This is a genomic window from Rubricoccus marinus (assembly GCF_002257665.1).
Lineage (GTDB): Bacteria > Bacteroidota > Rhodothermia > Rhodothermales > Rubricoccaceae > Rubricoccus > Rubricoccus marinus.
In genome coordinates this window covers 3,598,266-3,611,519 of the sequence record NZ_MQWB01000001.1, presented here as the reverse complement: position 1 = coordinate 3,611,519, position 13,254 = coordinate 3,598,266, and the positions used below count along the sequence as shown (strand labels likewise).

Annotated in this window: 11 protein-coding genes; 3 read left to right on the top strand and 8 right to left on the bottom strand. The window is 66.5% G+C overall.

Features of this window, described 5'->3' with window-relative positions; translation table 11 throughout:
* Positions 1-4 precede the first annotated feature (4 nt).
* From BSZ36_RS15395 to BSZ36_RS15385, 3 genes are read left to right on the top strand one after another with little or no spacing between them, the layout of a single operon-like run.
* Positions 5-820, top strand: coding sequence for a Pycsar system effector family protein (locus BSZ36_RS15395; RefSeq protein WP_094550535.1), 816 nt, complete (start codon positions 5-7; stop codon positions 818-820).
* A gap of 37 nt (positions 821-857) precedes the next feature.
* Positions 858-1,529: a SixA phosphatase family protein gene (locus tag BSZ36_RS15390; protein ID WP_179271217.1), complete on the top strand. Its 672-nt coding sequence runs from the start codon at positions 858-860 to the stop codon at positions 1,527-1,529.
* A gap of 12 nt (positions 1,530-1,541) precedes the next feature.
* Entirely contained in the window at positions 1,542-2,039 is a 498-nt protein-coding gene (locus BSZ36_RS15385; RefSeq protein ID WP_094550531.1) for a P-loop NTPase family protein, read from the top strand.
* Here the strand turns inward: BSZ36_RS15385 and BSZ36_RS15380 are convergent.
* The 8 genes from BSZ36_RS15380 to BSZ36_RS15345 form a co-directional block, all read right to left on the bottom strand.
* On the bottom strand, positions 1,993-2,739 hold the full coding sequence (locus tag BSZ36_RS15380) for a hypothetical protein (RefSeq protein WP_094550529.1): 747 nt from the start codon (positions 2,737-2,739) through the stop codon (positions 1,993-1,995). The genes BSZ36_RS15385 and BSZ36_RS15380 overlap by 47 nt on opposite strands.
* A gap of 30 nt (positions 2,740-2,769) precedes the next feature.
* Complete coding sequence (locus tag BSZ36_RS15375; protein ID WP_094550527.1) at positions 2,770-4,236, bottom strand: hypothetical protein; 1,467 nt, start codon at positions 4,234-4,236, stop codon at positions 2,770-2,772.
* A gap of 55 nt (positions 4,237-4,291) precedes the next feature.
* Positions 4,292-4,885, bottom strand: coding sequence for a hypothetical protein (locus BSZ36_RS15370; RefSeq protein WP_094550525.1), 594 nt, complete (start codon positions 4,883-4,885; stop codon positions 4,292-4,294).
* 51 nt (positions 4,886-4,936) lie between these two features.
* A complete protein-coding gene (locus tag BSZ36_RS19050) occupies positions 4,937-5,395 on the bottom strand; it encodes a hypothetical protein (protein WP_143536926.1) in 459 nt (152 codons plus the stop codon).
* 21 nt (positions 5,396-5,416) lie between these two features.
* Positions 5,417-8,818, bottom strand: a complete 3,402-nt coding sequence (gene mfd / locus BSZ36_RS15360) for a transcription-repair coupling factor (protein ID WP_094550521.1) — start codon at positions 8,816-8,818, stop codon at positions 5,417-5,419.
* 67 nt (positions 8,819-8,885) lie between these two features.
* Entirely contained in the window at positions 8,886-9,386 is a 501-nt protein-coding gene (locus tag BSZ36_RS15355) for a hypothetical protein (RefSeq protein ID WP_094550519.1), read from the bottom strand.
* 163 nt (positions 9,387-9,549) lie between these two features.
* The gene (murQ, locus tag BSZ36_RS15350) at positions 9,550-10,494 is read right to left on the bottom strand and encodes an N-acetylmuramic acid 6-phosphate etherase (protein WP_094550517.1); all 945 of its coding nucleotides are present in this window, start codon (positions 10,492-10,494) and stop codon (positions 9,550-9,552) included.
* Complete coding sequence (locus BSZ36_RS15345) at positions 10,487-13,174, bottom strand: CHAT domain-containing protein (RefSeq protein WP_179271216.1); 2,688 nt, start codon at positions 13,172-13,174, stop codon at positions 10,487-10,489. The genes murQ and BSZ36_RS15345 overlap by 8 nt, the downstream gene beginning before the upstream one ends.
* Positions 13,175-13,254: the final 80 nt, after the last annotated feature.

The following is a 13,254-nucleotide window of genomic DNA, read 5'->3' as shown; positions in this document are numbered from 1 at the left end:
CACGATGCCTGATTCCAAGACTCCCGAACGCGCCAGAGGCCTCGCCTCTGAGGGCGCCGCTTCCGAAGGGGACGGCGCCACGCCCGAGACGGTCCCCATGACGCAGGTCGCGCCGGCCGTTGTGGATGCGGCGCGGACGGAGGCCGTCCAGAAGGCGACCAAGAAGAAAAAGGCGGCGACGGAGAAGGATCTCCAGGCCACCTACGACGACCTCGGCACCAAGCGCGGTGTCGAAACGATGTTTCGCACGGCGTACCGCGTGAACATGGACCTCACGTCGCTCGCCGATGCGAAGGCCAACATCATGATCTCGATCAACGGCCTGATCATCTCGATCCTGATCGGCGGTATCTCGTCCAAGCTGGACGCGAACCCGTGGCTCCTGGCGCCGGTCACGATCTTCCTCGTCGGTTGTCTGGCCTCCATCATCTTCGCCGTTCTAGCCGCGCGGCCCCGCGTGCAGTCGGAGCGCGTCACGTTGAATCAGGTTCGAAACCGAAAGGCTAACCTGCTGTTCTTCGGAAACTTCGCTCATCTCTCGCGAGACGAGTTCGTGACCGGGATGCGAGAGCTGATGGTGGACTCCCGCGCGCTCTACGAGAGCATGATGCTGGACGTCTACGGCGTGGGCTCGGTCCTCCAGAAGAAGTACACGCTGCTGCGGTGGGCGTACACGCTGTTCATGATCGCGCTCGTGCTCGGCGTCATCGGCTTTATTGCGGTGATGGTCTACGCCTCTGGCGACCCCGGCGCCGGCGTGTACACGCCCGCCACGCCGGCTCCAGGCCTCGACAGCGGCCTCCCGATCATCGGCGGCTGACCCCGGCCTCTGGCGTCTCCCTCTAGCCCACACCGCCTTGAAAACGATCGTCCTCCTCCGCCACGGCAAGTCCGATTGGGACGCCGACTACGGCCCTGACCACGACCGACCGCTGGCGGACCGGGGCAAAAAGGGCGCCCGCAAGATGGGCCGCTTCCTCTCCACGGCGGGGATCCAGCCCGACCACGCGCTGAGCTCGTCGGCGGTACGCGCTCGCCAGACCCTCGCCATCGCCGCCGAGCACGGCGGATGGACAGGCGACGCCACAGTCAGCGACGCGCTCTATGGCGCGACGCCAGAGGCCGTTGTGCGCGAAGTCCGAGGCGCACCACAGGACGCTGAGACGGTCATCGTGGTAGGCCACGAGCCCACGTTCTCGCAAACAGTCACGCACCTGATTGGTGGCGGGCGCATCCAGATCAAAACCGCGACCGTCGCGGTGATCAACGTGGATGTGTCCTCGTGGTCCGATGTGGCAGCCGGGAAGGGAGAGCTCACCACGCTGCTCTCGCCGGGCGACCTTAAGCCCAACCGCTACCGCAAGCTCCAGGACGCGATGAAAGACGCCAGGGAGGCGGCCGAGAAGGCGGCCGAGATCGTCACGCCGGCACCCAAGCCGGCGCCAGAGGCCTCTGGCGCTGCGAGTGAGGACGCGGCCACGGACCGTCCCGCTCCAGAGGCCCCGAGTGAGGCAGCCTCGCCCACCTGAGCCTCTGGCGCTGTGGACGAGAGGCGCGTGTTGATCCTGGGCAACTCCGGATCCGGCAAGACGACGGCCGCGCGTACGCTCGGCCTCCCGCACCTGGGCCTCGACACGGTCGCGTGGACCGAGCCCGGCGTGCGCGCGCCTCTGGCGGAAAGCCACGAAGCCATCCAGGACTTCCACAGCACGCACCCGTCGTGGGTGATGGATGGCAGCTACGCGGGCCTGGCAGAAATGGCGACACCGCTCTGCACCGAGTTCTGGTTTCTCAACCCCGGCGTCGACGCCTGCCTCGCGCATTGCCGCCAGAGGCCGTGGGAGCCTGAGAAGTACGACTCGCCAGAGGCGCAGGACGAGCGCCTCGCGTTTCTGCTGAACTGGGTGCGCAGCTACGACACGCGCGAGGACGAATACGGACTCGCGGCGCATCGCGCGCTGTTCGAGCGTTTCGGCGGCTCCAAGCGCGAGGTCACGGCCTCTGGCGCAGCACCGCCAGATCAGGCCGCCAGTGGCTAAACACGGCGAGAGCGGCAGCGGCGGCAACGAGCGCCGCGCCTGCCATCGCGGCCGAGGCTTCGGCGCTCGACGCCTGTCCGGCCACGCGCCCGCAGAAGATCACGAGCGCGACGTGGACCGCGACCCAGGCCCAGGATGGCACTTCCCGCCAGAGGCGGTATCCCAGGGGCGCGATGAGGAAGATGCCGAACGTGGCGAGCGATCCGATGGGTGCCGACGAGCGGCCCAGACCGTCCGTGAGGGAGATGAATGCCGCCGCCGCGAGGACGCCTACCGCAGCCACCGCGACCGAGCCTCTGGCGCCCGTTACGCGCAGCGCGCCGAGCGTGCCGCCAGAGGCCGCTCCGAGCAGCACGATTGCGTTCTCGGTATCTGGCACCGTTCCCCAGACGCCCAACGCGGTCAGCGCCAGGCAGGCACCCACAGTCACGGGCCCGGCCTCTTGCGCCACCCGCCACACACCAATCGCAGCGAGGAGAACCGTTCCTGCACCGACCGCGCCCAGCGCCAGAGGCGGCATCGGCAGGCCTAGAATGCGGCCGTTGACCCACAGCGCGGCTATAGCCGCCGCACCTAGGCTCGCGAGCCACACGTCGGTCCGGCGGTGCGCCCAGGCGAGAAGGCTGGCGGCCAGGCCCAGGACCGCCCCGAGCAGGAAGGGCGGCGCCATAAACGCCTCAAGGAGCGTGACCGGGTTCATAACGCAGACGCCTCTGGCGCCAGAGGCGCGCTAGGCCGCGACGGCCTGCTGAGACTCGGCCCAGGCCGCAGCCTCGGCCAGCGAGATCCGACCGGAGAGGTTGGTGCCGTGGTGCGGCTCCACGTGCAAATCGCCCAGGTAGGGCGCCCCCTCGGCGATCGCGTGGCCCAGCGCTTCCAGCTTGCCCACGAGCGCGAACGCCGCCGATTGCGGCGTGGAGCACGAGACCGGCGGGTTGGCCTCGCCGTGGAGCGCAAAGGCTGGAGGAGTAGCGCCTGCCTCGGGGTAGCCGTGCCAGTGCGCGAGTGAGAGGCCGTCGTGAGCGAGCGCGTGGGCAAAGGGGGCCGCGGCGTCCTGTGCGCGGAGGACAGATGCGGCCAGCGCGTTGCCGACGGCGTGCGCCAAGATGGCGAGCGTGTCGTAGCTCGGGCGCGGGCTCTCGCCAGAGGCTTTGGGCGGCGTGTCGAACAGAATCCGTCCCTCGGAGAGCGTGAGGCGGACCAGGTCGCGATCCGGGGTGATGCGCGTCTTCTCGCACCCAGAGCGGGTGCAGAGCACGGAGACTTCGGGCACGTCCACGAGCCAGTCCGTGCCGTCCACGCGCACGCAGGCGCGCCAGAGGCCGCCGGTCTCGCGCAATGGGTTCGCGCGCCAGTCCAGCGCCCGGAGGGCCTCTGGCGCATCGGGTAGCGGCACCGCTGGCGGCACATCGACTGGGAGTTGGCGGGCGAGGAAGCCGTAGCTCATCCCCGTCCTCTGGTCCAGGTACGCCGCCACGATGCGACGGTAGAAGCGGTTGCGGTACGTCAGCGCGTCCAGCGACGTGTGAGCCAGCATCAGCCCGCTATCCGCCCACGCGTGCGAGCCCTCGGTGAACTGCGCCACCTGATCCGCCAGAGGCTGGAGGTCCAGCGTGCCCTCGCGGAACGTGATGGAAGCGGGGTCCGGCGGGCGGACCTGCGCAGCAAGCTTGGGGATCAGCGACTCGCGCACGTCGCGCTCGAAGTCCTCCCCGGTGCTGCACCGGATCACAGCGCCGTTCATCGTGCAGACCGTCCAGCGCTCCGGCTCCACGAAGATCGGCGTGTGGATGAGGTTCCACGCCAGCACGCCCACGATTTCGTCCAGCGTCTCCTGCAACTCGGCCTCTGGCGCGATGGGGGAAGGGCGGTTGAGAAGCGCGACGAGCGGGTTGCGGTAGAGGCTGCTGACGCGGCGGATCGCGAGCGCGTCGTCCGGCCCCTCGCCCTGCTCTACGGTCACGATGTCCTCGCGGATCTTGCCTTCTGCGTTTAGCGCGTCCGGGTAGGGGATGATCTCGGCGCCAGCGGCCGCGAGGGCGCGCCGTAGCCGCTGCGCGAACGCGTCGAGTTCGGGATCGCGCTCGTGGGGTGGCGCAAAGGTGATGCGCAGGCGCGCGGCCATCGCGCGCGGCGTGAGCGGCGCGTCGGCGAGGCCGAGGAGGCGGAAGGCGAGGCGGGCGTTGTCGGTCGTCACCCTGCGAACCTACCGCTCGGATGGGCCCTACGCGCGGCCTCTGGCGGGGCCGCGGTCAGCCGTTGCGACGGAGCGTGAGGTTGATCTGCGACTCCTGCTCGCGGAGGTCGATGGCGCTGGGCGTAACGGACTGGATGTCCGAGGACGAGGTCTCGCCTGCGATCGGCTCGGCAAAGGCCGCGGCCTCTGGCGCCTCGCGCAAAACCGCCTTGGTTTGGTCGTCCAGCGCCGTCGCGGTGCCTCCCGTCACGGTTTCGACGAGCACGTCGCCGTGCACTTTCCACGTGCCCGTCTCGCGGCGGAGCATCTTGAGCGGGATCGTCTCCCCGTTCGCGCGGATGTTGAGCGTGATCTCCACGTCCGCGTCGTACCGGTTGCCCACGTGGTAGACCGTCGTGCCCGCCACGGTCATATCGATCTCGACACCCGGCGGGATCGGCTCGCTGGAGATCCGCGCGGCCTCTTGCGGCGAGATGTAGGTGGAATGGGTCCACGAGCCGATTAGCGCCTCCGAAGTGTCATACGCAGAGGTATGGTCTGACTCCGCGGTGCTGTAGCCCGTCTTGTCCACATTGTATTCGACGGGGTCCGTGCCAGAGCCGCAGCCGTGGAGGAGCAGGGCAGAGAAGAGGAGCAGGGCGCGCTTCATGAGTCGGTGTTGGGGGCGTACCTCTCTATCGTGTTTCCGCCTCCCAAGGGCTCACGTGGCGTCGGCCTCTGGCGTGAAGCGCCGTCCTCCTCGCGCATACAGCCAGCCCGTAGCGGCACCGATCGGCACGAGAAACGCGGAAAGCGTGACGCCGGCTTCCAGCATCAGTCCTGCGTTGGACACGAATTGCTCCACATTGCCCGCCTCCGCCGCGCCGTACCCGATGGCGAAGAGCAGGTAGGCCACGACAGGTACCGCACTTCCCAACGCCACTGCCAGGAGCCCTCGACCGCTGGACCGCGCTTTCGCGAGCGGCGAACTCAGCAGCGCCGCGGAAACGGCTGCCGCCGCTGTGGCGGACACCATCGCAATCGTGGCCGCCAGAGGCCCGAGGACCCACAGCACAAGCGTAGACCCAACGCCGGCTCCGATCACTCCCGCACCGGTGAAGTAGAGGACAGCGCTGCGCCGGTCGGCTCGCCTCTGGCGTTGAGCGGGAGCGTCATTCATGATATCGTGGGCGCCAGAGGCTCAGGTTGCTGCTGCCTCTGGCGCGGTGGCGGTGGCTTCCTCGACGCGAGAGGCGAGCGCGGCGAGAAACGTCTCCGCAGCTTCCAGGGTGGGAATGTCTTGCACGATGGCTCGCAAGCGGCCCGTCCGGCTGTCCTTCATCACGAACCGCTTGCCGCTGGCGCCGAGAGCGCCCATAAATGCCTCCAACATGCGGTTGTGGAAGTACGGGTCGTCCTTCGGGTCTGGGACGGTGAGGAACAGGCGCTCGTTTTTCCACACCACGCGCGGGAGCCGGATGCGGTGCGCTTCGGGCTTCATTCGCGCGAGCGTGAGCAGCGTTTCAACGTGCTCGGGGACAGGGCCGAAGCGGTCGGCGAGTTCGTCGCGGAAGGCGTCGGCGCCAGAGGCGTCTTCCACGGCGCCCAGGCGGCGGTAGAGGTCCAGGCGCTCCACGGGGTTGGCGACGTAGTCCTGCGGGATAAACACGTCGTCGTCCACGTCCACCGTCGGCTCCGGTGCGGGCGGGGCGGTGTCTTGGTCTGCGAAGACCTCGGCGAACTCGTCAGCCCTGAGCTCTTGAACGGCCTCGTCCAAGATGTTGTGGTACGTCTCGAAGCCCACGTCCTCAATGAAGCCACTCTGCTCGGCGCCGAGCATGTTGCCTGCACCGCGGATGTCGAGGTCGCGCATGGCGATGTTGATGCCGCTGCCGAGGTCCGAGAACTCCTCGACGGCCTGCAGCCTCTGGCGCGCCTCACGCGTGAGCCCGTCGATACTGGGCACCATGAGGTAGCAGAACGCTCGCTGATCGTTCCGGCCGACCCGGCCGCGGAGCTGGTGGAGATCGGAGAGTCCGTGGCGCTCAGCGTGGTTGACGATCATCGTGTTAGCGTTCGAGACGTCGAGGCCGCTTTCTACGATCGTCGTGCTCACGAGCACGTCGAACTTGCCGTCCATGAAGTCGAGCATGATGCGCTCCAACTCGTCGGAGGCCATTTGGCCGTGTGCGAACCGCACCCGCACGTCCGGCGCGAGCGACTGGATGATCCCGGCCATCTGCTCGATGTCCCGCACGCGGTTGTGAACCAAGAACACCTGCCCGCCACGGCCCACTTCGTACAGAATCGCATCACGAATGAGATCCTTCGAATACGTGTGGATCTCCGTTGTAACCGGTTGCCGATTGGTCGGTGCCGTTTGGATGATGGAGAGGTCCCTCGCGCCGAGAAGTGAGAACTGGAGCGTGCGCGGAATCGGTGTCGCCGTTAGCGTGAGGGTGTCCACGTTGGGGCGGAGCTTGCGAAGCTTTTCCTTGACCGAGACGCCGAATTTCTGCTCCTCATCCACAATCAGGAGCCCGAGGTCTTTGAACTGAACGTCTTTCGAGACCACGCGGTGCGTCCCGATGATGATGTCGACCTCGCCAGAGGCGATCTGCTTGACGATCTCTTTCTGCTCTTCTTTTGGTACAAATCGAGACATCTGCGCGATACGGATCGGAAAGCGTCCCATCCGCTTGGCGAACGTCTCGATGTGCTGCCGCGCGAGGATCGTCGTCGGCACCACGACGGCGACTTGTTTACCGTCTTGCACAGCTTTGAACGCCGCGCGGACTGCGACCTCAGTCTTGCCGAAGCCCACGTCACCGCACACGAGCCGGTCCATGGGCACGGCTTTCTCCATGTCCTCCTTGACCGCGTCGATGGCGAGCGCTTGGTCTGGCGTTTCTTCGAACTGGAACGAGGCTTCCAGCTCACGCTGCCAGATTTGGTCACCAGAGAACGCGAAGCCCTGCGAAGCGCGTCGAGCCGCGTAGATCTTGATGAGGTCACGCGCGATGTCTTTGACACGCTTCTTGGTCCGCGCCTTGAGCCGCTCCCACGCGCCGGTCCCCAACTTTGTGAGCCGTGGCTGGTGCCCCTCCTTGCCGGTGTACTTGTGCAGCTTGTGGAGCGCACCCACGTTGACGAACAGCTCGTCCCCGTCCCGAAACATCATCCGCACCGATTCCTGGCGTTGCCCCCGGACGGTGATGGTCTGGAGCCCCGCGAACTTGCCGATGCCGTAGTCCACGTGCACCACGAAGTCGCCAGGCTTGAGCGCCTGCACGTCGCGAAGCGTGAGCCCGCCAGAGGCCCTCTTGCGCCGCCGCGCCGTCGGGCGGTGGTAGCGGTCGAAGATCTGGTGGTCCGTGTAGATGGCCAGCTTGCTTCTGGCGATCTCGAACCCCTCGTGCAGCGACTCGACGAGCAAGAGGGCGGGAGGCTCCTTTCCGATCTCGCGGTCGCCGCCGAGAATTTCGAAGAGACGGTTTTTCTGCGAGCCGCTATCGCAGAGGATGGCGGTCGTCCAGTTCGCTTGCCGCTCGATCAGCCTCTGGCGTAGCCGCGCAACGTCGCCGCTGACTTCTGGCTGAGGCGTTCCTCCAAGATCGACCTCGACATCGGCGTCGCCAGAGGCGAACGTGCCAAAGATAATCCTTGGATGGTTAGCTATGGCCTCTTGCAGAGATTCTGGACTCAAATAGCGGGTTTCCGGAGGAGACACTGGAGCTTCGTCTTCATCAGGGGTTTGATCTGCGTAAGCCGTTGCAGCGGAATCGAATAGGCCCTTCGCGAAGTCCAACATGCGGGCATCATCGAAGGTTACTAACGGCGTATAGTCTGGCAAAAACGCCAGTGGCGTCACGGCTCCATGTCCGATCTCGACGGTGGTTTCCCCAAGGTTCGGGATCAATCGGGCCACATCTAGGCTCGAGACCGAGCGCTGGTTCGCCGGGTCGAACTCTCGGATCTCATCCACCTCGTCGCCGAAGAACTCGAGCCGGATCGGGAAGCCTCCGGCGAAGGGATAGACATCGAGGATGCCGCCGCGCGTCGCGACCTCCCCGGGTGAGCTGACGAACTCGACCGGCTCGAACCCCTGACCGGTAAGCCGCTCCATCAGTGCCTCTGGCGCCACCTCGTCACCGACCCGGATCGACATCGTCTCTTCGCCCACGGCCTCTGGCGGCGGCACCTTCTCGCTGATCGCCTCAACGCTCGTCACGAGAATGCCATCGAACCCATCGCGCAAGCGGCCGAGCGCGTCAGCTCGCTGCACGAGCGGCAGCGAGTCGGTGAGTTGCTCGGGGTCGTACGGCGACTGCCCGGTAGGAGGGAAGAAGAGCACCTGATCGTCTCCGCCAAGCAACTGCTCGAGATCAGAGCGCAAGTAGTCCGCCGATTCGCTCTCGGGTAGCAGCGCGATAATCGGTCCGCCAGAGGCCTCTAGAATGTCCGCGAGCGCGAACGCTGGGAGAGAACCGGCGGCGCCCTTGACGCGGATCGTCTGGCCGGGAGCCATTCCATCCGACCTCTGGCGGAGGAACTCGAACGGGGATTGGGAGGCGACCAGGTCGCGGATATCAGAGAGCGTCACAACAGCAGAACAGCCGCCGATCCCCAAAATGGGACCGGCGGCGTCGGATCAGGAGAAAGGGGGATCGCTAGTCCGCGATCACGAACAGGGGAGTGGCTCCCTTTTCAGAAGGGTCAGCGTCTTCGAGAGTGCCGTCGATAGAGCTGAACGGGTAGGTCTCCCCATCGAACTGAAGCCGCACGGACTCGCCCTCGTGGCTTCGCACGAGGAGGTCGTGCCAGCCCTCGGTGGTCCTGCCGCTGATGTGGACAGGCAGCTTCACCATCTCGACCTCTGCGGCAACGATGTAGGCTCCCAACTCCTCTTGGTCGAACGCTGGAACGGCCTCGATCACGAGCAACGTGCAGCCGTTCGCATCGCACCACTCCGCGTCTCCGGCGAACACCAGGGCGTCTTGAAGCCCGTCTGCGTTCAGATCTCCCCAGGCGATTTGCCAAAGGCCCGGGTCCGGCGTTGGATCGTGCGGCGCGATGTAGGCCGCAACCGTGTGACGCACGAGGGCATCGGCCGACTCGGTAGAATCGGCCGGCGCGGAGGCGAAGAGCAGGAGGGAGAGGAGGGCAATCACGGGTGCAAGCAACAGAGCTGTGGTGCCGTCTGTTCTGTCACAGCCGGAGATCCCCTCACGTTTAGGGTTTCCCTGAGTTGCAGTCCGTCGCCTAGTGCGGCCCGCTCCGGACTTTTCCCGCGCTGGCCTCTGGTCGCATTCGCTCGCGCCAGAGGCCTGCGGCTTAGGCCTCTGGCGCCGTGCCCTGGATGGCGTGGCGGACGAACCCTCCGCCAGCTTCGATTCTCTGACGTGCCGCCTCGGCGTCCACGTCGGCGAGGAGCATGACGAGGGCGGTCTTGACGTGCCCGCCCGCGGCGTCGAGCGCGGCGCCTGCCGCGTCGTAGTCGACGCCAGAGGCCGTCATGACGATCCGCCGCGAGCGCTCGACGAGCTTCGCGTTGGTCATCTGGAGGTCGACCATCATGTTCTCGTAGACCTTCCCCATGCGGACCATGCTGGCGGTCGAGAGCATGTTCAGGATGAGCTTGGTGGCCGTTCCACTCTTCATCCGTGTGGACCCCATGATGACCTCGGGGCCGACGTCGGCGCACATGGCGACATCGGTGATCGCGTCGAGGTCCGAAGCTTCGAAGGCGTCGCGCGGGTTGCAGGTCACGAACAGCGTGCGTGCGCCGATCTCTTTGCCACGCTGCACGGCTCCTGCTACGTACGGCGTGCGGCGGCTAGCTGCGATGCCGCACACGACGTCTTTTGAGGTAACGCCGGCTTCGTCGATCGCGTCGGCTCCGTAGGACTCGTGGTCCTCCGCGCCTTCCTGAGCTTTGAACATGGCCTCCTGGCCGCCCGCGATGAGGCCCTGGAACTGCTCTGGATCGGTCCCGAACGTGGGCGGGCATTCCGAAGCGTCAAGGACGCCGAGGCGTCCGCTCGTGCCAGCGCCGGCATAAAACAGGCGCCCTCCATTCTGGAACGCATCGACGAGGATCTCGACGGCCTTGGCTACATAGGGCAGCTCCGGTGTTACGGAGTCCACCGCCTCGCGGTCGGCCTCGTGGATGATCTCCAGCACTCTCGCCAGAGGCGCGACGTCGATGTCCATCGACTTCGGGTTGCGCTTCTCGGTGGTCAGCTTTTGGAGTTGCTCGAACAGGATGGGGTCAGACACGAACGCGGCGTCGGTGGGTGAGCCACCAAGCTACCGCGGCCGACAGGACCGCTGCGCCGAGCAAGGCCCCCCAGATCCCCCGCCACGGATTCGGCGCGACGGGCATCGGCGCCGGGTCTCCTGTGAGAACTGCAGGCGCCCAGTAGAAGGGGCTCGCGTCCATGCCGTGGTTCGCATTCAGGTAATCGAGCTGCGCCTGCTGCAGCGCGCGGTCCTTACTCAGGCCGCTGGCGAGGTGGTCGTAGAACCCGCCCATAATGTCTACAGTGGCCCGGTCATCAACAGGCCAGAGCGTGGCGAGCGCGCTTGCGGCGCCAGCGGCGCGCACGGCGTACTGGAGGCCCATCATGCCTTCGCCTCGGAGGGCCCGGCCTCTGGCGGTGGAGCATCCGCTCAGGACGACCAGGCGGGCCGCCAGAGGCTCGTCTTGCAACTCGTAGAGGTGTAGGGTGCCGTCATCCGGGTCGTTTGGATCATCGGTGAGCGAGATTTGGCTGTAAAGCGGGAAGTCCGGGTCCGCGTCCGCGTGGGATGCGATGTGCACGATGTCGGCCGTGCCGAGTTGGGAGACGAGGTCCGACTCCGTCGCGTCAGCGTCGAGACGTAGGACGGGGGAGGAGAGGGCTCGGCGGACCCGCTTGGCCTCGGCGCGTACGAACGGGAGGTCGGCACGCGTCTCGAACGTGCTGCGTCCGAAGATGAGGTTGCTGCCGTCGCGCCTCGCTCCTGTCGGCACCGTCAGAAGCGTCGCCGCAAGCTCCGTCCCCACGGGCATGTGACGGATGAGGTAGTCAGCGGACGCGTAGTCCGCAGTGCTGGCCTCGCTTGAGGGCTTGACGAGCATCCCAAACGGTAGCGTCGAAAGCTGGGTACCGGGGACGACCAAGAGGCCGCTGGCGTCGCCGATGAGCGGGGCGACGGGTTCGACGAGCTGCGTGTACAACGCCTCAAGTGCGGGGAGCGCGAACGCGGGATCGACGGTCATCGGCCCCGATCCGCTCGCGCCTCTGGCGCCTGAGTCCTGCCACATCACGCCGATGCCCTCGATCCGAGCACGGATCTCGGCTTCAGAAGCTCTGGGCAGGAGGACCGCCATGAGCGTGTCCGGCCGAACCACGAACGCCCAACTCTCGCTCCGCCCGACGAGGTAGGAGACCATAGTCTGCTGGCGGGCTTCCAGCGTGTCCCGGAGCGCGCCGATATCTAGCGCTGCGGGGGACTGAACCGTAAAGCCGCTGAGCGCCGCGATCTCCGTCTGGATCCGTGTAGCGTCCGCGTCTAGAGCGCTCCGCTCGGCGCCAGAGGCTCCGGGGATGGACAGCCGTACGTCGTCGAGGTCGTTGAGGAGGCCGTCTAGCTCCGCCCGCGCGCTCTCGGGAAGGGACTCGCGTGCAGCGGTTTGGGCGCGGAGGTCCAGCAGGCGCCGCGCGCGCGATCCGTCGAGGACCTGGAACGCTTCTTCGGCCCGCCCCTGCCGGGCGAGAAGGGCCGCGAGACGCTCCGAAGGCGCCGTGATCTTGTCGGAGGCGGAGAGGCTCCAGTCTTGCAGCCCGAGCCTCTGGCGGATGGCTTCTCCCAACTCGATGGCTTCCCGGTAGTGCGCTTCCGCCTGCGCATTGTCGCCTTGCTGCTCTACAACCTCGGCGAGAGCGAGGAGGCTCTGAACGGCCGTCGTGGGGAGGCGGGCCTCTCGCGCGGCGCTGATGGCTCGCGCGTACGCCTCGCGGCTCTCACGGCCGAGGCCTCTGGCGTTGGCCAACTCCCCTTCCATCATCCACCGCTCGACCTCCACGTACGGCGTGAACGATTTCGCGAACTCCACCAGAGGCCGTGCGGTCTGCATGGCCGCTTCTGCCTGCTCGTACCGCTCCAGCTTCATTTCGGATCGAGCGATAACCAGGTGAGACATCGCTTGCTCAGGGCTCTGGAAGTCGTCGTCGGTCAGCAGGCTCAGTGCGCGTTGCGCTGCGGCGATGGCTTTCTGATGCAAGGACGCTGGCGCGTCGGAGGACTGCGCCTCCTGCTGGTACAGGATGGCGTGCTCCAATTCGATCTCACCCAAGGCGGCTTGCACGCCCTCTGTCTCTAGATTTGCGCGAGCCGTCGAATCGGCCTCGCGCAAGTAGGCGGCGGCGCGGCTCGGGTCCCCCACTTCGTTGAACGTGAGAGCTGCGTACAGCAGCACCGTCGAGGCGATCGAGGGGTCGAGTTCGTCCGAGAGAGCAGCCGCTTTGACGTACTCGAGCGTCGAGGCCTGTGTCTGTCCCAACAAGGTCAGGGCGTAGCCCCAGTTGAGGTGGAAGTCCGCCCGCTCGTTGGGCGTCATCACGCCGTAATACCGCTCGCGAACGATCTCAGAAAGGCTGTTCGCCTCTCGTACTCTATCCAGAATCTGAAGAACCACGATCTCGTTCGCGGCGAGAGAAGCGGTGCATGGCGCGACCAGCTCGGGAAACCGCTGGCGCGTTCGCTGCACGTCGGCGAGGACCCGTTCGAGGTCGGCTTCCTCGCTTGCTAGGCTCTCGGAGAGAACGCGGTCCAGCCGGTCCGCTTCACGGACGCACGCGTTGGTCTGCCCCGAGCTCACTTGGGCCGCCAGAGGCCGTGAATGCCCGTGCATCGCGCTGGCCGTCAGCACGAGGAGTGCGGTGAAGGTCGCGAGGGCGGAGGGTCTGGGCATGCGCATTGGCGTGGGGGAACAGCGCCCAGGATACCAGACGGCCTCACGCTCAACAACGGGACCGAACCGCCGGAAGCGTT